At 60.1% G+C, this 26,807-nt stretch carries 25 protein-coding genes, 4 tRNA genes and 1 pseudogene; 7 read left to right on the top strand and 23 right to left on the bottom strand.

From position 1 onward, the window contains the following. Positions 1 to 11 precede the first annotated feature (11 nt). Genes cpaB through LOY28_RS07190 form a run of 4 tightly spaced genes read right to left on the bottom strand, consistent with a single transcriptional unit; the run spans position 12 to position 2,931 of the window. On the bottom strand, positions 12 to 818 hold the full coding sequence (gene cpaB / locus LOY28_RS07205) for a Flp pilus assembly protein CpaB (RefSeq protein ID WP_026345950.1): 807 nt from the start codon (positions 816 to 818) through the stop codon (positions 12 to 14). Between the two features lie 15 nt (positions 819 to 833). Continuing rightward, positions 834 to 2,168: an ATPase AAA gene (locus tag LOY28_RS07200; protein ID WP_019650399.1), complete on the bottom strand. Its 1,335-nt coding sequence runs from the start codon at positions 2,166 to 2,168 to the stop codon at positions 834 to 836. A gap of 2 nt (positions 2,169 to 2,170) precedes the next feature. Continuing rightward, a complete protein-coding gene (locus tag LOY28_RS07195; protein WP_019650398.1) occupies positions 2,171 to 2,710 on the bottom strand; it encodes a prepilin peptidase in 540 nt (179 codons plus the stop codon). 29 nt (positions 2,711 to 2,739) lie between these two features. Beyond that, entirely contained in the window at positions 2,740 to 2,931 is a 192-nt protein-coding gene (locus tag LOY28_RS07190; protein WP_019650397.1) for a Flp family type IVb pilin, read from the bottom strand. A gap of 413 nt (positions 2,932 to 3,344) precedes the next feature. Between LOY28_RS07190 and LOY28_RS07185 the strand changes: the two genes are divergently transcribed. Continuing rightward, a complete protein-coding gene (locus LOY28_RS07185; RefSeq protein WP_258613272.1) occupies positions 3,345 to 4,208 on the top strand; it encodes a DNA-binding response regulator in 864 nt (287 codons plus the stop codon). A 59-nt stretch (positions 4,209 to 4,267) separates the two neighbouring features. Here LOY28_RS07185 and LOY28_RS07180 read toward each other — a convergent pair. The 4 genes from LOY28_RS07180 to LOY28_RS07165 all read right to left on the bottom strand — a co-directional run bounded on the left by LOY28_RS07180 (position 4,268) and on the right by LOY28_RS07165 (position 4,680). Continuing rightward, a tRNA-Gly gene (locus tag LOY28_RS07180) sits at positions 4,268 to 4,343 on the bottom strand. Positions 4,344 to 4,346: 3 nt separating this feature from the next. Next, positions 4,347 to 4,422, bottom strand: a tRNA-Glu gene (locus LOY28_RS07175). A gap of 104 nt (positions 4,423 to 4,526) precedes the next feature. After that, positions 4,527 to 4,602, bottom strand: a tRNA-Gly gene (locus LOY28_RS07170). Between the two features lie 2 nt (positions 4,603 to 4,604). After that, positions 4,605 to 4,680: transfer RNA gene (locus LOY28_RS07165), tRNA-Glu, on the bottom strand. Positions 4,681 to 5,074: 394 nt separating this feature from the next. Between LOY28_RS07165 and LOY28_RS07160 the strand changes: the two genes are divergently transcribed. After that, entirely contained in the window at positions 5,075 to 5,833 is a 759-nt protein-coding gene (locus LOY28_RS07160; RefSeq protein WP_064616541.1) for a hypothetical protein, read from the top strand. Between the two features lie 111 nt (positions 5,834 to 5,944). Here the strand turns inward: LOY28_RS07160 and LOY28_RS30055 are convergent, their stop codons facing one another. The 4 genes and pseudogenes from LOY28_RS30055 to LOY28_RS07145 form a co-directional block, all read right to left on the bottom strand. After that, positions 5,945 to 6,808 carry a methyl-accepting chemotaxis protein gene (locus LOY28_RS30055; RefSeq protein ID WP_370741109.1) on the bottom strand — a complete coding sequence of 288 codons (864 nt, stop codon included), beginning with the start codon at positions 6,806 to 6,808 and terminating at the stop codon, positions 5,945 to 5,947. Continuing rightward, a pseudogene (locus tag LOY28_RS30050) lies at positions 6,806 to 7,870 on the bottom strand (HAMP domain-containing protein); the annotation flags it as partial. The pseudogene LOY28_RS30050 and the gene LOY28_RS30055, both read right to left, overlap by 3 nt. Positions 7,871 to 8,295: 425 nt before the next feature. Continuing rightward, positions 8,296 to 9,672, bottom strand: a complete 1,377-nt coding sequence (locus LOY28_RS07150; protein WP_111455156.1) for a PLP-dependent aminotransferase family protein — start codon at positions 9,670 to 9,672, stop codon at positions 8,296 to 8,298. Positions 9,673 to 9,971: 299 nt separating this feature from the next. Next, positions 9,972 to 10,733: an SDR family oxidoreductase gene (locus LOY28_RS07145; protein WP_064616537.1), complete on the bottom strand. Its 762-nt coding sequence runs from the start codon at positions 10,731 to 10,733 to the stop codon at positions 9,972 to 9,974. A gap of 235 nt (positions 10,734 to 10,968) precedes the next feature. On the opposite strand from LOY28_RS07145, the gene LOY28_RS07140 reads away from it, so the two are divergent. Then, positions 10,969 to 11,973 carry an NADP-dependent oxidoreductase gene (locus LOY28_RS07140; RefSeq protein WP_018926267.1) on the top strand — a complete coding sequence of 335 codons (1,005 nt, stop codon included), beginning with the start codon at positions 10,969 to 10,971 and terminating at the stop codon, positions 11,971 to 11,973. An 87-nt stretch (positions 11,974 to 12,060) separates the two neighbouring features. Here the strand turns inward: LOY28_RS07140 and pyrF are convergent, their stop codons facing one another. Then, positions 12,061 to 12,759, bottom strand: a complete 699-nt coding sequence (pyrF, locus tag LOY28_RS07135) for an orotidine-5'-phosphate decarboxylase (protein ID WP_258613271.1) — start codon at positions 12,757 to 12,759, stop codon at positions 12,061 to 12,063. A 292-nt stretch (positions 12,760 to 13,051) separates the two neighbouring features. On the opposite strand from pyrF, the gene LOY28_RS07130 reads away from it, so the two are divergent. From LOY28_RS07130 to xopAW, 3 genes are all read left to right on the top strand, one after another. Continuing rightward, positions 13,052 to 13,810, top strand: a complete 759-nt coding sequence (locus LOY28_RS07130) for a response regulator (RefSeq protein WP_018926269.1) — start codon at positions 13,052 to 13,054, stop codon at positions 13,808 to 13,810. Continuing rightward, positions 13,810 to 14,862 carry a HAMP domain-containing sensor histidine kinase gene (locus tag LOY28_RS07125; RefSeq protein WP_018926270.1) on the top strand — a complete coding sequence of 351 codons (1,053 nt, stop codon included), beginning with the start codon at positions 13,810 to 13,812 and terminating at the stop codon, positions 14,860 to 14,862. The genes LOY28_RS07130 and LOY28_RS07125 overlap by 1 nt, the downstream gene beginning before the upstream one ends. Before the next feature lie 142 nt (positions 14,863 to 15,004). Then, complete coding sequence (gene xopAW / locus LOY28_RS07120) at positions 15,005 to 15,856, top strand: XopAW family type III secretion system calcium-binding effector (protein WP_018926271.1); 852 nt, start codon at positions 15,005 to 15,007, stop codon at positions 15,854 to 15,856. A 38-nt stretch (positions 15,857 to 15,894) separates the two neighbouring features. Here xopAW and LOY28_RS07115 read toward each other — a convergent pair whose 3' ends face one another. The 10 genes from LOY28_RS07115 to LOY28_RS07070 all read right to left on the bottom strand — a co-directional run bounded on the left by LOY28_RS07115 (position 15,895) and on the right by LOY28_RS07070 (position 24,492). Then, entirely contained in the window at positions 15,895 to 16,950 is a 1,056-nt protein-coding gene (locus LOY28_RS07115) for an AI-2E family transporter (RefSeq protein ID WP_018926272.1), read from the bottom strand. A gap of 69 nt (positions 16,951 to 17,019) precedes the next feature. Further along, positions 17,020 to 17,826 (bottom strand): DUF4892 domain-containing protein, encoded by an 807-nt coding sequence (locus LOY28_RS07110; protein ID WP_018926273.1) that lies wholly within the window; start codon positions 17,824 to 17,826, stop codon positions 17,020 to 17,022. Between the two features lie 8 nt (positions 17,827 to 17,834). Further along, on the bottom strand, positions 17,835 to 18,494 hold the full coding sequence (locus LOY28_RS07105; RefSeq protein ID WP_018926274.1) for a glutathione S-transferase family protein: 660 nt from the start codon (positions 18,492 to 18,494) through the stop codon (positions 17,835 to 17,837). Between the two features lie 50 nt (positions 18,495 to 18,544). Next, the gene (locus LOY28_RS07100) at positions 18,545 to 19,399 is read right to left on the bottom strand and encodes an alpha/beta hydrolase (RefSeq protein ID WP_018926275.1); all 855 of its coding nucleotides are present in this window, start codon (positions 19,397 to 19,399) and stop codon (positions 18,545 to 18,547) included. Beyond that, positions 19,396 to 20,202, bottom strand: a complete 807-nt coding sequence (locus LOY28_RS07095) for an alpha/beta fold hydrolase (RefSeq protein WP_018926276.1) — start codon at positions 20,200 to 20,202, stop codon at positions 19,396 to 19,398. Before LOY28_RS07095 ends, LOY28_RS07100 begins: the two co-directional genes overlap by 4 nt. 188 nt (positions 20,203 to 20,390) lie before the next feature. Then, positions 20,391 to 20,834 carry a hotdog fold thioesterase gene (locus LOY28_RS07090; RefSeq protein WP_018926277.1) on the bottom strand — a complete coding sequence of 148 codons (444 nt, stop codon included), beginning with the start codon at positions 20,832 to 20,834 and terminating at the stop codon, positions 20,391 to 20,393. 32 nt (positions 20,835 to 20,866) lie between these two features. Continuing rightward, positions 20,867 to 22,534, bottom strand: coding sequence for an AMP-binding protein (locus LOY28_RS07085; protein ID WP_018926278.1), 1,668 nt, complete (start codon positions 22,532 to 22,534; stop codon positions 20,867 to 20,869). A 100-nt stretch (positions 22,535 to 22,634) separates the two neighbouring features. After that, positions 22,635 to 23,087, bottom strand: coding sequence for a phosphohistidine phosphatase SixA (gene sixA, locus LOY28_RS07080; protein WP_018926279.1), 453 nt, complete (start codon positions 23,085 to 23,087; stop codon positions 22,635 to 22,637). Further along, positions 23,084 to 23,434: a DUF4389 domain-containing protein gene (locus LOY28_RS07075; protein ID WP_018926280.1), complete on the bottom strand. Its 351-nt coding sequence runs from the start codon at positions 23,432 to 23,434 to the stop codon at positions 23,084 to 23,086. The genes sixA and LOY28_RS07075 overlap by 4 nt, the downstream gene beginning before the upstream one ends. 35 nt (positions 23,435 to 23,469) lie before the next feature. Then, on the bottom strand, positions 23,470 to 24,492 hold the full coding sequence (locus LOY28_RS07070) for an NAD(P)H-dependent glycerol-3-phosphate dehydrogenase (protein WP_018926281.1): 1,023 nt from the start codon (positions 24,490 to 24,492) through the stop codon (positions 23,470 to 23,472). Between the two features lie 196 nt (positions 24,493 to 24,688). Here LOY28_RS07070 and LOY28_RS07065 point away from each other — a divergent pair, with 196 nt between their 5' ends. Continuing rightward, a complete protein-coding gene (locus LOY28_RS07065) occupies positions 24,689 to 26,806 on the top strand; it encodes a TonB-dependent siderophore receptor (RefSeq protein WP_192350862.1) in 2,118 nt (705 codons plus the stop codon). Position 26,807 lies beyond the last annotated feature (1 nt).

The following is a 26,807-nucleotide window of genomic DNA, read 5'->3' as shown; positions in this document are numbered from 1 at the left end:
CTACCGCCCTGTCAACGAACTTTCACTACACTGGTCTGGATCCCGCGAATGATGGTGAGAGCCCCGCCACCGTCGCCACGTTGCACCACGCGTTTTTGCACCGGGGCGGCGGCCACAACCATGGGGGCCGGTGCAACAGGCGCAGCGGTCACGATTTTTTTCTCGGAGTTCAGCGGGTTGCGCAGGGTCAGTTGCAGTTTCCCTTCGGTTTGCGCCGTGACCAGGGTTTCAGCCTCGGCGGTCGTCATCTCCAGCGTCACTGCGCGCACCACCACCGGTTGGGTCTTGTCGGTACCCGCTGTCTGGTCCACCGCCAATACCCGCAAGTTCTCGAGGATGGTCTTGGACACGGCGTTATTGCCGGCGCCATCCGTGCGTTTGGTCGCCAGTACATCGACCCGGTTACCCGGCAGGAGGAATCCGCCCACACCGACCACATCGTCCACGCGTACCGATATGGCACGTTTGTCTGTGGCAATCAGAGAGGCCAGGGTACTGCCGCCCAAGTGCTCGCTCAGGCGAGCACCGCGCATGACGTCACCACGCAAGATGTCGAACGTTGCGATCTTGCCCACGGCCTTGTCGCTGGAATCCAGAGCATCGTCCGGGATCGTGTCCATGGGCATGCGCACGGTCGTGACCTGTTGGGCCTCGACCATCTGCCCGAAGGGAATTTCTACCGTGGCAACCACCACGCTTCGAAGATGGTCATCCGGGGTGGCATTGAGCCGTGCGCTCAGCCAGGAGTCGGCCATCCATGCAGCACCAAGGCCCATGACCAGGGAAACGCCTATCAGGGGAAGAGTACGAGAGCTCATGTCAGTATCTCCGTATCAAAGAAAGTCGAGCTGGACGAAGTAGTTGTGCCAGGCCCATTCCAACTCTTGTGGTGACAGTGCCCCGGTACCGCCGATATAACGCTGACGGTCGAGGGCCATGTTCAGGAGATCGCGGGGATGGCAAGGCACCAGGGGCATGCCTTCACTTGCATAAAGCCTTTGCAGTACATAACGCAGCAGCAGCGGGTCAAAAGGAATGCCCAGACGCTCGCTTTCCTGACGCCAGATCTTTTCGTATTCCTCAGGCTTCAGGTAACCGAACTGCAACTTGTAGCCAATCCGCCGCAGGAAGGCCTCATCAGCCAGTTCCAGGGGATTGAGGTTGGTGGAGAACACCAGAATCAGATCGAATGGCAGCTCGCAATGCCGACCACCGCCCAAATTGAGGAAGTCGCGCTTCTCCTCCATCGGTACGATCCAGCGATTGAACAGCTCGGCGGGTGCCATGCGCTGGCGGCCCATGTCATCGATGATGAACAGGCCATTGCTGGCCTTGAGCTGCAAGGCGGCCTGGTACTGACGGGTGAAGGGGTCATAGCGCACGTCCAGCTGTTCCATGCTCAACTCACCACCCGTAATAACGATCGGGCGTTTGCAGCACAGCAGTCGACGGTCGATCCCTTCGTTGAGCATCAGATTGTTCTGAGGACCGTTTTCATCCAGCCGCTGATGCACCTGCGGGTCATAGATCTCGATCACCGACTCGTTGATCACGATGGCATGAGGTACCCATATGGCCTCGGCGAACAGACGGATCAATCGGCTGCTGACATAGGTCTTGCCGGTACCTGCGGGACCATAAATCATGATCGCGCGCCCGGAGTTCAGGGCCACACCCAGTTGATCGAGCATCCCCTCCGTGAGCACCACGCCGGTAAGGGCCTTGTGCATATCGCTCGAGCCGATGCGACCATGGTGGATAGTCTGGATTTTGATCAAGGAACGGTAAGTGCTCACCGGGAAAGGTGCCGCACCGATATAGCCGCTGCGCGACAGGGCATCGCGAGCGGCACTGCGACCGCGTTCGGTCAGGCTATAACGCAGCATCTGCCCTGCCGTCGTTTGCGGTCCCACTTGGCCAAGTACTTCGATACGGCCGTCCTTGCGCAGAAACGCCAGGACCTCTTCAAGTACGGCGCCGGTCAGGGCCAGGCGCTCTACCAGACGCGACATGTCCAGCACGCCGGCGTCATACAAATGCTTGCACACCAACTCGCCGAGAAAACTGTCGGACAGACCAGTTTCGCGGATAGTGCAGGGCTGAGGAGCCAGCCGCTGCACCGCTTCTCGTTCGCTGGGGTAGGCATCACTATCGACGATGACGTGCATGACTAACCTCCGAATCCACCGACTCCACCGACAACGAGTTGCCAGTAGACGCTGTTCAACGTCCCGAGCAGTATCGCTACCGTATAAGGAAAGGGCTTGCCAGCCACCTCATCCGAGTTCGGCGCCATATAGGCCCGCGCCCGAATCATCAGCCGATAGCGCCCCAGGGTCTGCAACAATTGACCGCGCACCAGCACGATCAGGAAACCGCACAAACCTCCCCATAGCAGACTGAAGAACACCGCCCACAAGGCGAAATGGGGGGGTAGAAAACTGCCAACCATGGCCATCAGCTTGACGTCGCCGGCAGCCATGCCACCGAGGGCATACATGGGCAGGAACAACGCAAAACCGATCAGGAGGCCCAAAAGGCCGTCCCCCATCCCGCTGACTCCGCCTGAGTAAGTCTGGCCGGCCAATCCCAAGGCCAGACCCACCAGGATCAGCAGGTTGGGAATGCGGTGGCGACGCAAGTCGCTCACCACCGCCACGCCCAGCAGTCCTATCAGCACAACGGTAGCTACCAGCTGTTCCATGGACATTGCGGATCTCCCTACCAGAGTTGTTGGTATCAGCAAGTGCCAGGAATGATGGCGTTGCAAATAGCTCGGATTCTGGTATCCACCACCCCGCCAAGAAGCGTGAACGCCCCGACAACAGCTGCGGTAATCAAACCGCCGGCCACCGCGTATTCCACAATGGTCAGGCCATCTTCATCTTTGGCGAACTTCACTACCGAAGCCTTGATTTCTTGAATGATCATTTTGCCCACCTCACTCGAATGTTGTTTTTTCCGGAAGGCAGTACGTTCTGCACTGCCTGGATGCAACACTAGTCAGGGGGAAGGCATGGGCGTTAGGAAGATTTTGCACATCACTAGGACTTTTTTGCGGGTGCGGCCAAATACGGTTATTGGCCTTTGCAGAAGTAGCAGGAGGGGTAAAACAAGGGATGGCTCGCGAATACCACTGACTTCGATTTACAAGCGACGAGCGGCTGATACCTGGTTCATAGACGACACACCAACAGGCTGTTGCCTGGGACTGATTTCCAGGCAACGCATAGAGCGGATAGAACTAAAATTCGTCTTTCTTATCAGTATTTAATCTGCAAAGTGATGGCACGTTAGCAATACTACTCAGCGAAGAGGGGCCCGTAGAACCGCAGAGTAGAGACATGACGTCCAACATGACCAGAAGGCCATCGCTGCTTTGGTTCGATCTGACTCACGATCGTTCCACGAAGGAACTCATCGCGCAGTTCGAGGAGACTTGCGACTGCAAACTGGCGAAAAATTCCGGGCTGCCCAGCGGGGAACAGGCAGACATGATCTGCATCCATTTCGATCGCCCCGACACCCCCGGCTTGCGGTTGTTGCTGGAGATCAAACGCACCACCCCTACCATCCCGATCACCATGTTCACCGTGCAGCACTCAGAAGAACTGGCTGTCTGGGCCATGCGCTCCAGTGTCTGGGAATACATGGTGCTCCCGCTCACCAACGCCGAGAGGAAGCGCTACCTGACGGCACTGATGCAGCTCTGCGAATTGCGCCGCAATGCCGGTCAGGACAAGACATTGCTGATCGACCACTCGCCCACTCTGCCAGAGAGCATCCGCCTGACCTCCGGGCACCAAAAACACCAGGCGCTGAGCCATACCATGCTGTACATCGACCAGCACTTTCGGGACAGCATCGATCAGAGGGATTTGGCCAAGCGCTGCGGCATGACGACTTTTCGCTTCAGTCGCCTGTTCAAGGAAGCCAATGGCGTCGGTTTCACCGATTACATCCTGGACAAGCGCATGAGTTTTGCCAAACAGCTGCTCGACAACAGCCAGATGCCGATTACCAGCATCGGTTATGAGGCCGGCTTCAAGGATCCTTCCTACTTCGCCCGCGCCTTCAAGCAGTTCGTCAACTGCACGCCCAGCGAATACCGTTTGGCCAGCCAACTTAGAGCGGTAGCAGCGCAACCGCCACTGGAAGATACAACCATTGAAGCCCTTGAAAGCCTGGTGCAGAGCCTTGGAAATTGAAGCAGGTTTTTTACGCGCATAAAAAAACGCCGCTCAAATGAGCGGCGTTTTTTTGAATTTGGAGCGGGAAACGAGACTCGAACTCGCGACCCCGACCTTGGCAAGGTCGTGCTCTACCAACTGAGCTATTCCCGCAAATGGCGTCCCCTAGGGGACTCGAACCCCTGTTACCGCCGTGAAAGGGCGGTGTCCTAGGCCACTAGACGAAGGGGACACGCTGCCCGGAACACATGGTGTGTGTTTCGGTGCCCAGACCCGCATCCGAAGACTTGGTTCTGGTTTCACTCAGCTTTGCCCGAAAGCAACGCTGTTTAAAATTGGAGCGGGAAACGAGACTCGAACTCGCGACCCCGACCTTGGCAAGGTCGTGCTCTACCAACTGAGCTATTCCCGCATTGGCGTCCCCTAGGGGACTCGAACCCCTGTTACCGCCGTGAAAGGGCGGTGTCCTAGGCCACTAGACGAAGGGGACACACGTACAACATTCACTCCCTACCGCGTTTCGCTGTGTGCTTTACGCTGTAAGTGGCGCGCATTCTATGGATGGATTGAGGGGTCGTCAACCCCCAGATATAAATTTATTTAAATCAATGACTTCGCCCTGCTTTTGGCAGCGATTCAGGCTTTTGTGTCGCCTGACCTTTGGCGCCTATATTCTGGCATCCACCAAGACGCTATAGTCCATGCCGAGATGATGGCAATGTGCACCTCGCACGCTATTTACTTATAGAAGCGGCATTGCGGCCGATATAAGAAGAGCTATAGCCGATTCACTCGTCGAGCAACCCTATGCGCCCATATGCCAAGCCAACTACACTCGACTCGAACGCGAACCCCATAAAGAGGTCTTACCGGTGACACCACTCATGATCACCCTGCTAGTCGTAGCCGGGATCGCACTATTGATCGCCATTGGCTACATGAACCATGTGGTGGAAAACAATAAGCTGGAAAAAGCCCGCACCAAGGTTGAACTCAACGACCGCCTGCGTCGCTGCGGCGAAATCACCGAGACCTTTCCCGGTCAGTTCATGACACCCGCGCTCAAGTTGCTATTGACCCGTCTGGAACTGAACGTCTGCCAGCGCCTGCTCAACCTGGAAAAAACCAGCCCCACGCTCAAGCCACGGATTACCGAGCTGAGTGCCTTGGTTGCCCAAGGCGAATCGATCCCGGTCAACAACCCGCCGGCACCGATCCAGACCGAAGCCAAGGCCAAAGACGTGCGCTTCCTGCTCGAAGCCCTGCATGGCCAGATCACCCGTGCCGCACAGGACGGCTACCTGCCGACCAACGAAGCCAAGCACTGGATCCGCGAGGTCCGCCACATCCTGGTCCTGCTGCACATCGAATTCTTCAACAACCTTGGTCAGCATTCCCTGCAACAGAACCAGCCAGGTCAGGCCCGACTGGCCTTCGAACGCGGCGTGCAATACCTGCGCAAACAGCCGGAGCCCCAGGTCTACAGCGAACAACTCGAGTACCTGGAAAAACTCCTGGCCCGCGCCAACGACCAGGTCATGGACAAGATCGCCCCGGTTGAAGGCGAAGTGAACCAACTGACTGAAGGGCTCAAAGACGTCGAGGCTGATGCCGACTGGAAGAAGAAAGTGATCTACGACTGATCATGCAAATGCTGAAAAGCCACCGGGTCAGGTGGCTTTTTTTTTGCGTTGGGATTGATGCCCGCCAGAGTCAATAGATCATCCGGACACAGCCCGAGCCTTCGGCAGCTGCTACAGCTTGAAATGCCCCACCATCCCCCTCAACTCACTCCCCAACTGCGCCAGTTCAATACTCGACGCCGCATTGCCCTGCATCGCCAATGAAGACTGATCCGCACTGGCGCGAATGCTCGTGACACTGCGATTGATCTCCTCGGCCACCGAGCTCTGCTCCTCCGCAGCCGCTGCAATCTGCTGGTTCATCTGCTGAATCAGCGACACCGCCGCCGCAATACTCCCCAATGCACTTTCGGTCTGCAACGCATCGCTCACCGCCAGCTTCACCAACTCGCCACTGCTCTGAATCTGCTGCACTGACGACTGCGCCGCCGAGCGCAAGGCACTGACCAGGCGTTCGATTTCCTCGGTCGATTGCTGGGTTCGCCTGGCCAGCGCCCGGACCTCATCGGCCACCACCGCAAATCCCCTGCCCTGCTCGCCGGCCCGCGCCGCCTCGATGGCCGCATTGAGCGCCAACAGGTTGGTCTGCTCGGCAACGCTTTTGATCACGCTGAGCACCGTGCCGATGTTCTGGATTTCTGCACTGAGGCTTTCGATGCTGGAGCTGGCCGAGGTGGCCGAGTCCGCCAGTTGCTCAATTCGCGCCATGCTCTGACGCACCACCTGCTGACCGCTTTCGACCTTGCCATCGGCAGTCTGCGCCGCCTGGGCGGCCTCCTCCGCATTACGTGCCACATCGTGCACCGTGGCGGTCATCTGGTTCATCGCAGTGGCGACCTGCTCGGTTTCTTCTTTCTGGCTGCTGACTTCAAGGTTGGTCTGCTCGGTCACCGCCGACAGCGATTGCGCAGAGCTTGCCAGCTGTTCGATACCGGCCTGCAAACCACTGACAATGCTGCTGAGCCCAGCGCCCATTTGCTGCATGGCTTGCATCAACTGGCCGATCTCGTCACGGCGGGTCACCTCAATCGTCGCGCTCAAATCGCCCGCGGCGATCTGCTGGGCGACACGGATCACGCTGCGCAGCGGTGCGACGATCAACCGGGTAATCACCCACGCGGCAATCAGCCCGACCAGCAAGGCCAGTGCCGAGGAGCCGATGATCAACAGCGAGTTCTTTTTCAGCTCTGCCTGCATCGACCGGTCTTCGGCAACGTAAGCCTGATCCACCCGCTCTACCACTTGCGCGGCGCGCTGGTGGAGTTGCTCGGAGACAGTCTTTTCCTGCGCCAACAGGCCGGTGTACTCGGCGAGTTTTTCAGTGAAACTGCCGATATGACCCGACACTTCATTGAGGACCGTCTGGTAACCCTCATCCTTTACGGTAGCTTTCAACTGTTCGGCCTGGGCCAGCGCCTGGTCGGCTTGCTCGATCTTGCCCTGCCCGGCACTGTCGTCGCCCTTGCGGCTCTGATCCAGACGTACGTGCGCTTCGTTCATGGCCTGCAACATCAGTCGCGAGACCTGGCTGACCTGATTCGCCTGCTCGATGAATTGCGCACCGTCCTTGCCCTCGGACTCCTTCAAGGCATAGGCGCCATCATCGCTAAGCCCGGACTGCAGCACATCCAGGTTATTGGCCACACTGGACACCGACCAACTGGCCATTTCCAGCGCCAGGTCCTTGGCCTGACTCAGCGAGACGAACTCGTCAAAGGCTTTGCGATAAGCCCCCAGAGACTGTTCGACGTCATTCATGACCGGCACGTTGGCTGCGGACTGAGCCTTGAGCTCGGTCGCCAGCGCGATCAACGCGTCCACCCCCGCGTGCAAGGCTTCCACGGTTTTCGGGTCGCCGCGCAAGACGTAGTCCTGCTCAAGCAGACGCACCTTGAGCAAACCGCTGTTGAGCGACGACATCTGCTTGAGCCCGTCGAAGCGATGACTGATGGTTTGCAGGGACCATACGCCAATGGCCGCCACCAGGGCTGTCAACAGCAGCACCAGTACAAACCCGACACCCAGTTTTTTCGCCATACCGAGGTTGGCAAAACGTCCTTGCACGGCCGAAATCATTGCGCTTAGTCCCCTGCCATTATCTGTCGATGCAGATTCGCAACGGGCTTGTGCCAACACAAGTCTCTGGCGTCGGAATAATGGCCAAAAGCTACGCCAGCGTCGTTTTCAGAACGCTTGAGGTCGATCCTCAGGGTCTGTTGACGTTTGGTGACGACCGCGACGGATGCCAACGTTGCGCAGGGCAAGGCGCGAGGAACGTGGTTTGGTTGTTCCAAATAAGTTCCGAGCAACGCAGCCCTGCGCAACGTTGGCTCCGTCCCTTCGGGTTGCGCGCCAACGTGCGCGAGGCTGCGTTGCGGGATTTGCCAAGGGAACAACCATTGGCGGCATCCCGCGCCTTGCCTCGCGCACGCTGGCATCGCAACGCGGCTCGCCACCAAACGTCAACAGACCCTGGCGGTAGCCTGAAAAAATGCCCGAGCACGAGGATCACAGGCATAGGCAACGTTGATGCGCTGCCAGTCATGAGCCTCGCCGGTGGGGCTGAATGCCGTTGCGCATGACAGACGGATGCCGAAGCGTCGCGCCTGAACCTGCACCTGAACGGCGTCGGCCTTGCGCGATCGCGCCCAGATGAACAGGCCACCTGCGGGTTTGCCGAAAACCTCCCATTCCGCGTCTTCAAGCACCTGCAAGGCCGCGTCCCTGTCGGTGCTTAAACGCTGGCGCTGACGCTGCACCAATTTGCGATAGGCACCACTGGCCAATAAAGAAGCCAGCACCGATTCGCTGAACCGTGAAGCACCCATGCTGCTGATCATCTTGACCTCGGCCAGTCGCGCAATGACGTCGGCACCCGCCACGACAAAGCCGACCCGCAACGAACTGCTGAGGGTTTTGGAGTAGCTGCCGACGTAGATCACGTTGTCATCGATACCCAGTGCCGCAAGACGCGTCCCGGGACCGCGGTACAAATCCGCATAGACGTCGTCTTCGATCACCAGTACGCCATGCTTTCTGGCCAGCTGCATTACCTGCCGAGCCACGCCCAAGGTCAAACTGCTGCCGGTGGGGTTGTGATAAAAGCTGTTGATGAACAAGCCACGGGGTTTGTATTTCAGCAACAGTGCCTGGAGTGCTTCGGTGTCGGGTCCGTGAGGCGTTCGTGGGACTTCGATCATGCTGACCCCGTGCAGCCTGAGCAAATCGAACAGCATCGAATAACCGGGGTTCTCCACCACCACGCAATCGCCCGGCTTGAACAACGTGCGCACGATCAGGTCGAGCCCATGACTGGCACCCGCCGTGGTGAGGATTCGACTTTCATCCACCGCGATATCCAGCTGCTTCAGTCGTTTGAGGATCTGTTGGCGCAGGGCAAGCAGGCCCAGCGGTGTGCTGTAGTTGAACAAACCGGCCATATCGGTGCGGCTGACCTGGCGTATGGCATAGCTCAGGTCGTCAGTCTCGCGCCAGCTTTCGGGTAATCCGCCGCAACCCAGCTTCAGATCGCCCGCGACGCCACTCTGCTGCTCAACCCCCTCGAACCAGGAAAAATCCCGTTGCCCGTGAGCGGCAAGCGCCGTTGCCGCGACAAAGAAACCCGCCCCGCTACGCGTGGCCAGCACACCTTGGGCCACTAACCGTTCACAGGCCTCGACAACACTGGATTGGCTGAGCAGATTGATCCGCGCGATTTGCCGCACGGAAGGCAAACGTGTCCCCGGCGACACCTCGCCACGATGAAGCCAGTCGGCCATCGCGTCGACGATTTGCTGCACGACCGGCACCAATGCCTGTCGATCGATTCTCAACTCCATGAGCAAGCAAACTCCTGTCTGTTTTGCGGAAAACAGTTAATCACAGGAGCGCTCGACAAGATGTGCGACAAAACCGCCAAAACCGTCGGTTCTAACCATTTGAAACACAATGCCCGGTGTTTTCACGGAACCGATGGCAGTGTGCGTAATGCTGAGAAACCTGTGGCGAGGGAGCTTGCTCCCGCTTGAGTGCGTAGCACTCACAAAAACCGGCAATGGTTGTCAGATTTTTGGGGCCGCTACGCAGCCCAGCGTGAGCAAGCTCCCTCGCCACAAAGCAGGTATATCGAAACGCCTGATTAAAACGCCGTAACCCCACCATCCACCGCCAGCGAATGACCGGTGGTGAACGCCGCGCCGTCGCTGCACAGGTACAGCACCGCGCTGGCAATCTCCTCGACCTTGCCGATACGTCCGACAGGGTGCATGGCATTGGCGAACTCGCCCTTCTTCGGGTCCGCTTCATAGGCACGACGGAACATGTCGGTGTCGATCACCGCCGGGCACACCGCATTCACGCGAATCTTTTTCTTGGCGTATTCGATCGCCGCCGATTTGGTCAGGCCGATCACCGCATGTTTCGAGGCGGCGTAGATGCTCATCTTCGGCGCAGCCCCCAGACCGGCGACCGAAGCGGTATTGACGATCGCGCCGCCACCTTGGGCCAGCAGCAATGGCAACTGGTACTTCATGCACAGCCAGACGCCTTTGACGTTGACGCCCATGATCGCGTCGAACTCATCGAGCGTGCCCTCGGCCAGTTTGCCTTTCTCGATTTCGATGCCAGCATTGTTGAAGGCATAGTCGAGACGGCCGTAGGCATTCACGACCTCGTCCATCAGATTTTTTACATCGCTTTCCACAGTGACATTGCAGCGCACGAAGGTCGCGTCACCGCCGGCAGCGCGAATCAGCGCCACAGTGCCTTCACCACCGGCCACGTCCAGATCGGCCACCACCACTTTCAACCCTTCGGCGGCGAACGCCAAAGCGGTTGCGCGGCCAATCCCATTGGCCGCGCCCGTCACAACGGCGACCTGGCCGGAAAACGTCATGCTCATTGTTATGTCCTCGAAGAGAAGAATGTGGGGAGTCACGTGTTTTCAGTTAGCCACAGCGCCTTGTGACACGGCAGCACTATCAGAAGGCCGGTTGGGCGCCCATGAGTGGCAGTGATGGAACTGCCGCCCTGACTATCACTGCACTGGATCGATGTGCATTCGCCGTGTCAGCCAACCTTGCAGCATCGTCCATGAAGGTCTATCAACAAGGCTTCATTCATCTTGAGTGCCTGTCATGACTACCCAGACCAATCGCCAGTTCCTGCTCGCCAAACGTCCCGTGGGGCCAGCTACCCGCGAGACGTTCACCTATCAAGAAGTACCAGTCGGTGAGCCTGCAGCAGGTCAGATCCTGGTCAAAAACGAATACCTGTCCCTGGACCCGGCCATGCGTGGCTGGATGAACGAGGGCAAGTCCTACATCCCGCCGGTCGGCATTGGTGAAGTGATGCGTGCATTGGGCGTAGGCAAAGTCATCGCCTCGAACAATCCGGGCTTTGCCGTGGGGGACTACGTCAACGGTGCCTTGGGTGTGCAGGATTACTTCCTTGGCGAGCCGCGAGGTTTCTACAAGGTCGATCCGAAACTGGCGCCGCTGCCGCGTTATTTATCCGCGCTGGGCATGACCGGAATGACCGCCTACTTCGCCCTGCTCGATGTCGGCGCGCCGAAAGCCGGCGACACCGTGGTGTTGTCGGGCGCGGCCGGTGCGGTGGGCAGCATCGCCGGGCAAATCGCCAAGATCAAAGGTTGCCGGGTGGTCGGCATCGCCGGCGGCGCGGACAAGTGCAAGTTCCTGATCGATGAGCTGGGTTTTGACGGTGCCATCGATTACAAGAACGAAGACGTGATCGCCGGCCTCAAGCGTGAATGCCCGAAAGGCGTCGACGTGTATTTCGATAACGTCGGCGGCGATATTCTCGACGCCGTGCTGAGCCGCCTTAACATGAAAGCACGGGTGGTGATTTGCGGTGCCATCAGCCAGTACAACAACAAGGAAGCAGTCAAAGGCCCGGCCAACTACCTGGCGTTGCTGGTCAACCGCGCGCGGATGGAAGGCTTCGTGGTGATGGATTACGCCGCACAGTTCGCCGCTGCCGGGCAGGAAATGGCCGGCTGGATGGCCAAGGGGCAGCTCAAGAGCAAGGAAGACATCGTCGAGGGACTGGAAACATTCCCGGAGACGCTGATGAAGTTGTTCAGCGGCGAGAATTTCGGGAAGTTGGTGTTGAAGGTATAAAAGCTTCGCGGGCAAGTCGGATCGCCGCACCGCTCGCTCCTACAGGAGCGAGCGGTGCGGCGATCCGACTTGCCCGCGAATCGGCGCTTAAGCGATTTCTGCGAAGACCGCCGCCAACGCCTTGGCCGGATCCGCCGCCTGGCTGATCGGACGGCCGATCACCAGGTAATCGGAACCGGCATCCAGCGCCTGACGCGGCGTCAGGATGCGGCGCTGATCGTCCAGGGCACTGCCCGCCGGACGAATCCCCGGCGTCACCAGTTGCAACGACGGGTGGGCGGCTTTCAAGGCCTGGGCTTCCTGGGCCGAGCAGACCAGACCGTCCATCCCGGCCTTTTCCGCCAGCGCGGCCAGGCGCAGCACCTGCTCCTGCGGCTCGATGTCCAGGCCAATACCCGCCAGATCCTCACGCTCCATGCTGGTCAGCACGGTCACGCCGATCAACAGCGGTTTCGGGCCGCTGCGCTGATCGAGCACTTCGCGGCAGGCGGCCATCATGCGCAGGCCGCCGGAGCAGTGCACATTGACCATCCATACGCCCATTTCCGCAGCCGCCTTGACGGCCATGGCGGTGGTGTTCGGAATGTCGTGGAACTTGAGGTCCAGGAACACTTCGAAACCCTTGTCGCGCAAGGTGCCGACGATTTCCGAAGCGCAACTGGTAAACAGTTCTTTACCGACTTTGACCCGGCACAGTTTCGGGTCCAGTTGATCGGCCAGCTTCAGTGCGGCGTCACGGGTGGGGAAATCCAGGGCGACGATGATAGGCGTCTGGCAGGCGGACATGAGTGGGCTCTCAGGCAAGTCGAAATCGGCGCGCATTGTAGCGGAACCAGCGCCGCTGCGGGACCCGATGATCGGTAATTCGTCGTCGCGGCTCAGGCAAGACTAGCTGCTGCGGCAATTGTGTCGACCCCGATACACACACGACACGCCCACAACACCCTTCAACGCTACCCTCGTCAGCCGCAACAAGTCCTACAGCACTTCCCGCCTCACGGCCGGACGCCTATGCTGAAGCCACAACCTCGCAGCCTATCTTTGTGGTTGGCAGCCTACCTGGCAGATGAACGCACGCATGCACAATTCCCCAGCACCTCTGAACGACGATCAAAGAGCGCCGGCCGATGACAAACGCTGGAGCATTCGCGCCCTGATCGTCGACGATGACGTTCCGATCCGCGAACTGATGATCGACTACCTGGCCCGTTTCAATATCCACGCCAGCGGCGTCTCTGATGGCGCCGCCATGCGTCAGGCGCTGCAAGCCGAGCATTTCGATGTGGTGGTGCTCGATCTGATGCTGCCGGGTGAAGATGGTTTGTCGCTGTGCCGCTGGCTGCGCGCCGAATCGGACATCCCGATTCTGATGCTCACCGCCCGCTGCGAACCCACCGACCGGATCATCGGCCTGGAGCTGGGCGCCGACGACTACATGGCCAAGCCGTTCGAGCCGCGGGAACTGGTTGCGCGGATTCAGACCATTCTGCGTCGGGTGCGCGACGACCGTACTGAACAGCGTGCGAATATTCGCTTCGACAACTGGCGATTGAACAGCGTGTTGCGCCAGTTGATCGCCGCCGATGGCCTGGTGGTGCCGCTGTCCAACGCCGAATTCCGTTTGCTTTGGGTGTTCATCGAACGGCCGCGCCGGGTGCTCAGCCGCGAACAACTGCTGGACGCGGCGCGCGGTCGCTCGATCGAAGCGTTTGATCGCAGCATCGATCTGTTGGTGTCGCGCCTGCGCCAGAAACTGGGCGACGACCCGAAAGCCCCGCAGTTGATCAAGACCGTTCGCGGTGAGGGTTATCTGTTCGACGCACGAGACATCAGCTGATGCGTGCGCGCTTCGATACGCTGTTCGGCCGCCTGTTCGGCGTGCTGTTGGTGGCGATCGTACTGGCGCACTTGTTAGCTTTTTTATGGTTCAAACATTACGGGCCGCCCCCGCCTCCCCCACCGCCACCGGGTTTTTCCGAGCGCTTCGACGGCCCTCCCCCACCAATGGACCCGCGTTTCGGCAATCGACCACCGCGGCCATGGTTCGGCGGGCCGCTGGTGCCACTGACCTTTCAGTTTGTCTCGCTGATCATCGCCGCCTGGTACGGCGCCAAGCTATTGACCCGCCCGATTCAACGCCTGAGCGACGCCGCCGAGCGCCTGAGTGAAAATCTCGACAGTCCGCCGCTGGATGAGTCCGGCCCACGGGAAGCGCGGCAAGCGGCGCACACTTTCAACCTGATGCAGAAACGCATTCTTGAACAAATGCAGCAACGTTCGCGCATGCTCGGCGCGGTGTCCCATGACCTGCGCACACCGCTGTCGCGGCTCAAGCTGCGGCTGGAACAGATCGACGATGAGAAGCTGCAAGGCCAGATGCGTCAGGACCTGGACGACATGATCGGCATGCTCGATTCCACCCTCACCTACCTGCACGAACAGCGCACCAGTGAGGCGCCACAATGGATGGACGTGCAAGCGCTGGTGGAGTCCCTGAGCGAAAACGCCCAGGACCAGGGCGCCGACGTCCAGGCCCGCGGCCATTGTGCCCCGCTGCAGGTTCAACCGATGGCTTTGCGCTCGTGCATCAACAACCTGCTGGACAACGCCTTGCGTTATGCCGGGGACGCGCTGATCACGCTTGAGGACAGTCGCGAACAACTGGTGATCCGGGTCATTGACCATGGCCCGGGTATCGCGGCGGAAAAACGTGAAGCGGTGTTTGAACCGTTCTTTCGCCTGGAAGGTTCGCGTAATCGCAACTCCGGCGGCGTCGGCCTGGGCATGACCATCGCCCGGGAAGCCGCGGAGCGTTTGGGCGGGCAGTTGAGCCTGGAAGAAACGCCCGGCGGTGGTCTGACCGCCGTCATCCGCCTGCCCCGCGTCTAAGCCCGCACCCACAGGATCCGGGTCTGACTGGATAAGTTGTGTGTACCCATCGGTACAAATCCCACATACCCACGACAACTTGCCCCTTGAGGCTGCATAAGCCGGTGCACCCACCGGTTTCCCATTCCAAGGAGTGAGCACAATGATCGGTAGTGTCAGCAGCTACACGAGCTATACCAGCACCAACAGTACCGCCACCAACAGCGCCCGTAGCCAGCAATTCCAGAAAGAACTGCTCGCCAAACTAGACAACAACAGCGACGGTGCGGTGGATCAGGATGAGCTCAAGAGCGCCCTGTCGCAGAAAAACGACGATGGTCTGCTGGTCAGCCTGAGCAAGAACTTCAGCGATCTGGACAGCGACAAAAGCGGCAGCCTGAGCAGCGAAGAGATGGCCGCGATGGCCCCTCCGACGCCACCGCCGCACGATCAGGCACCGAACACCGAGCTGGCCGATGCGCTGATCAGCGCTTTGGACAAAGACGGCGACGGCGCCATCAACAGCGATGAGCTGAGCAATGGCCTGACCAGTGCCGGCAGCACGGCCGACAGCTCGAAAATCTTCTCGGCCCTGGACAAGAATGAAGACGGCACTGTCAGCCAGGACGAACTCGCCGCCAGCCTGACCCCGCCGCCACCGCCACCTCAGCAGATGTCCAGCGAAGAGCTGTTCAGCCAACTCGATACCGACAGCGATGGCAGCGTCACGGCCACGGAACTGAGCAGCGCGTTGCAGGCGAGCGACAGCACTTCATCGACCGCCACCGACACCAGCGCCGCGTTGCTCAAAGTACTCGATAGCGACAGCAGCGGTGGCGTCAGCAACGATGAACTGAAAGCCGTCCTGCAAGCCGGCCGCGAGCAGAACTCCGACAGCTCCACCCATCAGTTCAACGTGACCGAAGCCCTGAACAAAATGATCGCCAACCTGAGCAAGCAGTACTCGCTCGACAACGTGGCGACCGTGGGCAAACACCTGAACGTGGCGACCTGAGTCAAAAAACTTCGCGGCCCTAAGACCCAACAAAAAACTTAGGGCCGGCGATCTTCAACCCGAGCCTGGCTCTTGCTCCAATCGGTCAACAGGCTGTAAGCCACTGCCAACAACGTCGGGCCAATGAACAGGCCGATAAACCCGAACGCAATCAACCCGCCAAACACCCCGAGCAGCACAATCACCAACGGCAAATTCCCGCCCCGGCTGATCAGGTACGGCTTAAGCACGTTGTCGACCCCGCTGATAATGAACGTGCCCCAGATCCCGAGGAACACTGCCATTCCGTACTCACCCTTCCAGGCCAGCCACGCCGTGGCCGGAATCCACACCAACGGCGGCCCCATCGGAATCAGGCTCAGCAAGAACGTCACGATCCCCAGCACCAGCGCCCCAGGCACGCCGGCAATCAGGAAGCCGATCAACGCCAGCACCGCCTGCGCCGCCGCTGTACCGATCACCCCGTTGACCACCCGTTGCACGGTGCCCGCCACCAGTTCGATGTAATACCCGGCGCGGTCGCCAATCAGCCGCTCCAGCAACCCATGGACAAACACCGCCAAACGCGGCCCGTCCCGGTAGAAAAAGAACACAAACACGATACTCAGCGTCAACTCGAGGATCCCGCCGCCAATCTGCGCACTGCGTGCCAGCAACCAGTTACCGACCTGACCCAGATATGGCTTGATCGCCAGCATCATCGCCGCACCTTGCTGATCGATGCTGTTCCAGATCCCCACCAGCCGCTCGCCGACCAAAGGAATACCGCCAACCCAGGCCGGCGCTTCAGGCAGACCATCGACCTGCACATCCTTGATGAACGCCGTGGCATCGCGCACGTGATCCGCCAGGTTGAACCCCAGCCACACCAGCGGCACCGCCACCAGCAGCATCCAGCCAAGCGTCAGTAACAGCGCCGCCAGGGATTCACGACCATTGAGCCAACGGGTCAACAGACGCATCAACGGCCAACTGGCAAACGCCAGCACCGCCCCCCAGAACAGCGCCGACCAGAACGGCGCCATTACCCATAAACTCGCGCCAAACAGCACCAGCAGCAGGATCTGCACCAACAGCCGATCGTTATTGACCATGTAAGATCCCGAAAAAAGTCAGTCCGCAAAGAATTGGCGAATGCGCAGAACGCATTCGCCAAATGAAGCTTATCGCAACAGTTCGAAGTGCAGGCCAGAGCCTTCGACGCTGCCGGTTTCCATCCGCGCCGTGCGCACGCCCTGGCCGATCAACGCCTGGCGCCAGGCTTCGGCACTGGGCCCGGAAACGCTGACTCGCAGTGTGGTGTCCAGGTTCAGGCCTCGGGAAATCAAACGCAGCCAGGTGTCGTCAGGGTCGCCGTCGAGTTTGGGGAAATCGAGTTTCCCGGTGCTTTTGAGCTGGCGCAGCAACGTCGCGGACGTCGGCAGCAAATCACCCAACGGCGCCGAGGCATCGAACTGTTCGACGTGCAGATAAGCCCTGCGATTACCGCGAGTGATGCTGTAAAGCGCCACCAGGGTGTTTTCTTGGGGGGCCGCCAGACGCAGCAGCAAATAAGCCTGCTGATTATCGGCGCCATAGAGCTTGGCGTTACCGAAGACTTCATTGGCCCACAGGCTGCTTTCGCCACAATCCCGGGCCTGACACCAGAACAACAGCTCGGCGCCCTGCTTCTGCAAGGCTTCGCGGGCGGCGGTGAAGGCATCGGTGGAGGAGTGCTCCGGTGGCAATTCGTAGGTGACCGAGGTGGTTTGACCGCGAGCGGTGACCTGGCCGTCGAAACGCAATTGGCCGCTGATCTTGCGGATCGAACCCAGCGGGTAAATCCGCTCGAGTTCCACCGTCGGGCGATAGTCGACGATCTGCGCATCGGTTATGCGCGGCACGATAGGCAGGTCCTGACTGCCAGGAATGTCAGCGGCCAATAACCAGGGACTGAAACTGCACAGCGCCAGCAGAGTGAGTGAACGCATGGATAGGTTCATCGGATCAACATGGCCTGGGCACCCTTGATGACACTGGCATCATCGATGCGCTCCGGCACCCGCAAACCGCGCTGCACCGCAGGGCGTGCTTCCATGGCGGCCAGCCAGCGTTGCAAGGCAGGCAAGCCGTCCACCGAGACACCGGACCAGTCATGGCCACGGACCCACGGAAAGGTCGCGATATCGGCGATGCTGTACTCGCCCGCCAGGAATTCCACGGTTTGCAGACGCGTGTCTAGCACTTCATACAAGCGTCGGGTTTCATGTTGATAGCGATCGATGGCGCCCTGGAGCTTTTCCGGGAAGTAGCGGAAAAATACGTTGGCCTGGCCCTGCATCGGGCCGATGCCGCCCATCTGGAACATCAGCCACTGCAACACCACCGAGCGCCCTTTCGGATCCTGGGGCAGCAGTTTGCCGGTCATCTCGGCGAGGTAAATCAGAATCGCGCCGGACTCGAACACGGCGAAATCGCCATTGGCGCGGTCGACAATCGCCGGAATCCGGCCATTGGGGTTGATCTTGAGGAACTCCTCGGACTTCTGTTCCTTTTTGTCGAAACTCAAGGCATGCACCGTGTAGGGCAGGCCGAGTTCCTCGAGCACGATAGAGACCTTGTGGCCATTCGGGGTCGCTGCGGTGTACAGATCTATCATGGTTGTCTCCCATTTCAACCCGCCCAGCCTCGACAGTTGCCCGACGCAAGTCAAGGAACGGCGAAGAACCGATTGAAACAGTCTGCGACAAGACCGGCACCGGGTTCGTCATTGAGGTGCAAGTGATGGCCGCCAGGCAACTGTTCATGGCTAAAGGGTAGACGTTCCAGCAACTCGGGATGTTTGGCGAGCATGCCGTCAGCCGCGACCACCAGGTGTGCAGGACAACTGACGCGCTGGACGAAAGCCATCGCCTGCTCAGTGGTCAGACGCAGCGGCGATGGCAGCGTCAGGCGGCTGTCGGTGCGCCAGGTATAACCGCCCGGCACCGGCATCAAGCCGCGCTGGGCCAGCAGTTCAGCAGCTTCGCGACTGACCGCCACCAAGCCTTTCATGCGCGCTTCGATGGCCCGGTCGAGGGTGTTGTAGACCGGTTTGCGTTTTTCCCGCAGGTCCAGCTGCGCTTGCAGTGCCATGCCCATGCGCTCGGCGGCGTTTTCGCCTTTGTCTGTAGGAGGAATGATGCCGTCGATCAACGCCAGGTGAGTCACCCGCTCCGGCAACGACCCGGCCAGCACCAGCGAGACGATCGCCCCCAGGGAATGCCCCAGCAGCGCAAAACGTTTCCATCCCAACTGCTCGGCCACTTGCAGCACGTCGTGGGCGTAGTCCCACAGCGCATAACCGGCGCCGTTCGGCCGATGCCCCGAGTGACCGTGCCCGGCCATGTCCAGCGCGATGATGCGCAAGCCGTTGAGCTTCGGCGCCAACCGGGCAAAGCTGTTGGCGTTATCCAGCCAGCCATGCAAGGCAATCACCGGCAAACCGTCCTCGGGACCGAACAGGTGCGCCGCCAACTCGATATGCGGCAGGCTCAGGCGAACTTCTTCAACAACGCTGCTCATGCGCAATCCTGTTGGCGGCGACTGTCCCAGCGACTGAACAGGCTCTTCAGCAGCGTGGCCGTGTCTTGTGGACGTTCGAGGGGAAACATGTGGCCACCGGGCAGGGTCAAGGACTCGCCCAGCGGCATGCGCCCGACGGATCGGGCGTGATGACGCATCACCACGCGGCTCTTGTGCCCGCGAACCACCGCCAGCGGCACTTTCAACTGTCGCGCGCGGCCAGGGCTGGTGTGCGGTACACCGCGGTAGATGCTGATTTCCGTGGCCGGGTCGAAACGCAGGCGCAACTTGTCGCCGACCTTTTGCAAACCATGTTGAAGATAGGCTTCGAAGCATTCCGGGTCGAAGCCACGAAACAGGGTTTTACCGGCGAAATACAGGCGGGCCGCTTCCAGATCGGCGAACTCTTCCCGTCGTCCCAACGTGCGACCGGCCGGGGTCAGGCGATCGATGAAACCAAAGCGTTTGGCGGCACGGATCACCCATTGATCGGTGCGGGTCAGCACCGGTGAATCGAGCATGACCACGCCGCGATACAACTCAGGGCAACGCAACGCGGCGTGAAGGTGCAGCACGCCGCCGAAAGAGTGGCCGACGCCCCAGACCGGCTCCGGCTGCTGCTGGAGGTGATGAATCAGCTCATCCACCAGATTGCTCCAGTTGTCGTCCGCCGGAAAACGCGGGTCATGGGCGTGCTGCTCCAGATGCGCCACCTGGTACTCGGGCGCCAGCGCCGCGAACAACTTGCTGTAGGTCCCCGAAGGAAAGCCATTGGCGTGGGCGAAAAATATCTGTTGCGACATACCGGCAGATCCATGTGCGAAAAACAGACGTTGATTGTCCGTAAGACGGCGTCCCACAGCAATGACCGTAACTGACAGGAATGATGACAGTCGGGTCAGGGCTATAGGGATGCAGAAGAATAGACCGCCCCTTTGTAGCAGCTGCCGAACGCAGGCTTCGCCAGCTGCTACACAGAACAGGTCGAAACTCATCGCGCCGGCGGTTTCTCCCCCAACGGCACCACCGCCATGGTCAGGCGCGACACACAACTGGCCTTGCCCTCATCACTGGTCAAGCGAATATCCCAGACATGGGTGGTGCGCCCAATGTGAATCGCCTTGGCCACCGCCGTCACCCGCCCGCTGCGCAGACCGCGCAAATGGTTGGCGTTGATTTCCAGGCCCACACAATAAAACTTGCTGGCGTCGATGCACAGGAAACTGGCCATCGAGCCAACGGTTTCGGCCAGCACCACCGAGGCGCCGCCGTGCAGCAAGCCATAAGGCTGGTGCGTACGGTGGTCGATGACCATGCTCGCGGTCAGGGACTCGTCATCGAAGGCTTCGAAGCGAATATCCAGCACTTCGCCGATGGTGTTTTTCTGGATAGCGTTCAACTGCTCGATGTTGGGAGTGGTGCGCCACAGACTCATCGTTGCGTTCCTTTGTTGGTGTTGTTCGTGACTCAATCCTGCCACAGCACCGCCTCGCTGCGCGCGCTCCATTCTTCGAAGCGCGCACCATAAGCCGCTTCAATCATGTTGCGCTTGATCTTCAGGGTCGGTGTCAGGAAGCCGTTTTCCACCGCCCAACTGTCCTTGACCACCACCAGCCGATGCAAGCGTTCATGCCGGTCGAGGACGCCGTTGACCTCCTCCAGCAGTTGTTCCAGGCTTGAATGCAAACCCGCCCTCGCCGTCCCGCTGGCGTCCTGCTGACCGACCGCCGACAACACGCACAACCCCAGTGGCGCGCTCAAGCCATCGCCGACCACGCACACTTGTTCGATCCGCGAATGCACCGCCAGACGATTCTCGATCGGCGCCGGGGCCACGTATTTGCCTTTGCTGGTCTTGAAGATTTCCTTCAGGCGCCCGGTCAGGCGCAGGTTGCCCTCGGCGTCTTCCTCGCCCTTGTCACCGGTGCGCAGGAAGCCGTCCTCGGTGAGGGTTTCGGCGGTTTTCAAAGGCTCCTTGAAATAGCCGAGCATGGTCGCGCCGCTGCGCACCAGCACTTCACCTGATGGCTCAACCCGTACTTCGACCTCCGGGCAGGGCTTGCCGATCCAGCCAGGGTTGTTTTGACCGGGCAGGCCGATGTGGGAGTAACCGCAGCTTTCGGTCATGCCGTACACCTCCAGCACGTCCAGCCCCAGTTTTCGATACCAATCCAACAAGGTCTGCGGCACTGGCGCCGCGCCGGACAAGGCGATGCGCAAAGCGTCCAGCCCCAGCCCGGCGAGGACTTTGTGCCCTACCCGTTTGCCGATGAAAGGCAGGCCGAGCAGGAAGTCGAGGCGTTTTGCCGGGATCTTGCCGTACACGCCCATCTGGAATTTGGTCCAGATGCGTGGCACGCCGAACAGCGCGGTCGGTCGGGCACGCTGCAAATCGGTGAGGAAGGTGTCGAGGCTCTCGGCGAAAAACACCGTTTGCCCGGTGTAGATCGCTGCCAGCTCGACGAACATCCGCTCGGCGACATGGCACAGCGGCAGGTAGGACAGCAGGCGATCCGACTCATTCAGGCTAAACAACCGGGTGCCATGGGTGGTGGCAAATCCCAGCGTGCCGAAACTGTGCATCACGCCTTTGGGCTGGCCCGTGGTGCCAGAGGTGTAAATGATGGTCGCCAGTTGATCGGCGGCGGGTTTGGGGTCGTCCTGAATCGGTGAGCTGCGTTGCAGGTCGGCCCAGCTGAAATTGAAAGTGCCCACCGGGCACAGCGGCAGGCTGATGGTCGGCAGCTCAGGCCCAATCCCGACGGACATGCCCGGCCAGTCATCCAGCTTGCCGATGAACGCCAGTGCAGCTTCAGAATGATCAAGCACCTGAGCCACGGATTCGGCGGTCAGATTGGGGTACAGCGGCACCGAGACATGCCCGGCCATCCAGATTGCCAGGTCGGCGATGATCCAGTGGGCACAGTTTTTCGAGATCAATGCGATGTGGCTGCCTTGCGGCAATTCACGAGCCCGCAGCCAGTGGGCGGCACAGCGCGCCTGATGACCGACGTCGGCCCAGGTCAGCGTCTCGACCTGGCCACCCCCTGTCGGCTGAACCAGAAAGCGCTGGCGCGGATGACGGGCTTCGCGCTCGTAGAAGACGTCCAGTGGCAAACGAAAAGCAGCAGACATACGACTTGCTCCCATATTTCTGGTCTGGAGCAAGCGTAGTCAACCAAGCAAGTGCTTGGTTGACTATTTCACACAAAAATCAGCGTCCTGTGGGAGCCGGTTACGGGGTTTTGATGCCGTTGAGCTTCATCGCCCCGACCAGCAGTTCATCGCCCTCAAGCTCCGCCAGCCCGGCGGTGCCGACCCGCTCCGGGTCTTGCACGTGACCATGCTGCAAATAGCCCAGCAGGTTACCGACCAGCGGGTTGTGGCTGACCAGCAGTGCGTGATCCACGGAAACCAACTGCTCTGCCACTGCTTGCGGATTATTGTCGGGCGTCAGCCATTCGACGGTGCGAATCTCCGGTGCAAAACCCAGCTCCTTACGCACCAGCATTGCGGTCTCCTGCGCTCGCAGGTAAGGGCTGGCATAAATGGCAGTCAGGTGTTTGCCCTTCAATTTGGCCGCGATGCGCTTCACCTCTTTGCGCCCCTTATCGGTCAGGGCCCGCTCGGAGTCCGGACGGGTACCGTGAGGTTCGGCTTCACCATGACGCAATACCCAGAGTTTCATAGTTTCGGTTCCTCATCTCGGGCCGGATGCGGCGCCGGCGCCACAACGTGCGGGGCTTCACCTTCCGGTGTACGCGGCGCTGGCCAGTCGGCGAACGGCCAGGGCTTCTGGTCGCTGTGAAAGCTGCCGAAACGACCGATCTGCGCCAGAAACTGGCTCAGGCTGTCGCCGAAATTCATCAGGCTGGCGCTCGGTGCGCCATATATCAAACGATAGATCAGCTGCACCAGCACCACTGCGCCGAGGATCAATTGCGCCACTTGCCAGACCAGCACATAGACAATCATCCACAGCACCCGCAGCAGGATGGATTCGTACTTGCCTTCTTCTACTTTCGGATCGTTCATGTCTGTCTCGCTCCCTGCTCGTATCGGTTAAGTGCTTAGAAACCACTGGGGGAAATAAAGTCCACGTCGGTTTTCGGTTCGCCACGCATCAACAACCCGATCACCTGATCAAGCGTGCGCCCTTCGAACAGAATCGCGTGCAATCCGGCGACCAGCGGCATATATACACCTACTTCCTGAGCCTTGGCCTTGAGCACCTTGAGGGTATTCACGCCTTCGGCCACTTCGCCCAGACGCGTCACCGCGTCCTCCAGGCTCAAGCCCTGGCCGAGGGCAAACCCGACCTGATAGTTGCGGCTTTTCGGCGATGAGCAGGTGACGATCAAATCGCCGACGCCCGCCAGCCCCAGGAACGTCATCGGGTTGGCACCCTGACTGACCGCGAAGCGGGTCATTTCCGCCAGTGCCCGGGTAATCAGCATGCTCTTGGTGTTTTCGCCCATGCCCAACGCCACCGCCATGCCGGCGATGATGGCGTAAACGTTTTTCAGCGCCCCGCCCAGCTCCACGCCAAAGCGGTCGGCGCTGGCGTATACGCGAAAGGTCCGGCCATGCAGCGCGGCCTGGACCTGCTGGCAAAGGTCTTCGTCTTCGCTGGCAACCACCGTGGCGGTCAGCGCGTGCTCGGCGATTTCACGGGCCAGGTTCGGTCCCGACAGCACGCCGATGCGCGCTTGCGGGGCGATGTCTTCAAGAATCTGGCTCATCAGCTTGAACGTATGGGCTTCGATGCCTTTGGTCAGGCTCACCAGCATTTTGCCGCTCAAAAGCTGAGCGTAAGGCGCCAGCACCGAGCGCAGCGCGCTGGAGGGCAACGCGACGAAGCACAGGTCGCAGGCTTCCAGCGTGGCTTGCAGGTCTGTGACCGCCTCCACCGCCGGAAGAATCTTGATGCCTTTGAGGTAACGCGGGTTCTCGCGATTGACCCGAATGGCCTCGGCCTGCTCGGGGTCACGCATCCACAGCCGCACCTGATGCCCGTTCTCGGCCAGCAGATTAGCCACGGCGGTACCAAAACTTCCGCCTCCCAGGACCGCAATTGGGCGCTGTTCAGTCATATGCAATCCGTTAATCCATACCAGTGGCGATGCCCGCATTATACGGAGCGGCCCAGTCGCGGCCAGCCCCGACATCAATTACCGGCACTTGTAGGAAGAAGACCAAGAAAACCGAGGAAAATGCCCACAACGTGACTGGAAAAGTCATTGCGCTCGGTTAACATGCGCGCCAATTAATCGCTATCAAGGCCGTGCCGTGTCTTTTGGCTCTCCCTCTCCTCGCTCGCCACTGGTGCTGGCGCTGATGTTCAGCTCGCCATTGCTGGCCGACGACCTGTTCCTGGACAACGGTCCGTTGCCGCAAGTGCTCACCGCGACGCGCCTGAAGCAGTCGCCGGCGGCCGTGCCGGGCAGCATGACGGTGATCGACAGCGAACTGATCAACGCCAGCGGCGCGCGGGACATCAGTGAGTTGCTGCGGCTGGTGCCGGGGATGATGGTCGGCAATATCAGCGGCAACCAGGCAGCGGTGAACTACCACGGCACCAACGCCAGCGAAGCGCGGCGCATGCAAGTGCTGATCGACGGCCGCTCGGTGTACCGCGCGGGCCTGGCCACGGTGGACTGGAGTGATATTCCGGTGGCCATGGAAGACATCGAGCGCATCGAGGTTTTCCGTGGCCCGAACACCGTCAGCTACGGCGCCAACGCGCTGATGGCGGTGGTCAATATCATCACCCGCAAACCGGCCGACAGCCACGGCACGCGGCTGAAAATCACCCGAGGCCAACGCGGCATCAACGATTTCTACGCCAGCCAGGGTATGGGCTGGGACAGCGGCGACTTGCGCCTGTCGCTGTCCGGCCAACAAGACGATGGGTTCGACTCGGACCGCACCGGCGCCGATTATCGCGACAACCGTCGTTTGAATCGCTTCAGCCTCGCCGTCAGCCAGACGCTCAATGAGAATCAGAGCATCGATTGGCAACTGAACGCCAAGGACGGGACCAACCAGCGGCCCTATACCTACAGCCCGGTGTTCTCGGGGATTACCGCCGCTGGGAATAATTCCGACGTCATCGCCAAGGACTACGCCGGCTCGCTGCGCTGGAACCTGGACATCAACCCTGATCACAGCCTTTATATTCAAGGCTCGGCGCAACACTGGGATCGTCAGCAGACTTGGCGTGCCTGCGATGCCGAGATCTCGTTCAGCCCGGAGCTGACCCAACTTTGGCACCTCAATCCCAATTACACCGAACGCCTGGCGCGCAACATCGCTCGTTTCACTGGCGCGCCCCCCGGTACAGCGGCAGAACAAGACCTGGCCAATCAGGTTCTGGCGCAATGGCGAAACGGCGCGAACAAAACGCTGTGCGGCGACATCGACCAGAGTGCCCGAGAGTCGCGCTACGACCTCGAACTGCAAGACACCCTCAGCCTGTCCGACACGCTGCGGCTGGTCAGCGGCATGAACTATCGTTACGACCGGGCCGATTCCGAGACCTACTTCAATGGCACGCTCGACGACACCACCTGGCGGGCGTTCGGCCAACTCGAGTGGCGCGCCACCGAGCACTGGTTGCTGCAAGGCGGGGCGATGTTCGAAGACACGCAATTGACCGGCAGTTCACTGACCCCACGACTGGCGGTCAACTATCTGATCAACCCGCGCCACGGTTTGCGCGCGGTGTATTCGGAAGCCGTCCGCTCGCCGGACATGTTCGAGAACAGCGTCAACTGGAGTTACCAGGTGACCAACCTGCAACCCAGTGCCTATGGCCAGACCAGCGCCCGCTATTTCGTCAGGACCCGTGGCCCGGGTGACCTCGAACAGGAACGCATGCGTTCCCGGGAATTGGGCTACAACGGCTACTTCACAGACTGGGGGCTGACGGTCGATGTGAAGCTGTTCTACGACGAAATCAACGGCATGATCAGCGAACCGCTGCGCAACAATCAGTACATTGCCAGCAACTCGAACAGCTCACGATTCTCAGGGACGGAAACCCAACTGGACTGGCGCGTCAGCAGCACCGATCGTCTGCGCCTGACGTACGCCTATGTCGATGCCGAGGCGAGCAACCCGTTGGATGCACAACAAACGGCGCGCAACAGCGGCTCCGCCGGTTGGCTGCGCAACTGGGGCCAGGGCTGGAACAGCGCGCTCTTCTACTATGGCGCCGACGCCCTCAACGGTTACCGCTTCGAACGGGTCGACACCCGCCTCGCCAAACGCATCGGCTTGGGCAAGGCCAATCTGGAGCTGGCCGGGATCCTCCAGCAACGCCTCGACAATCAGCCCACCACTTTCGTCGACAATAACTACGACGAACGCCGGGTACTCTACTTCAGCGCGGAGCTGGAGTTTTAAG

It is taken from the genome of Pseudomonas sp. B21-017, from assembly GCF_024749245.1.
Lineage (GTDB): Bacteria > Pseudomonadota > Gammaproteobacteria > Pseudomonadales > Pseudomonadaceae > Aquipseudomonas.
The sequence above is the reverse complement of the archived record's forward strand: the minus strand, read 5'-3'. Positions and strand labels throughout refer to the sequence as shown.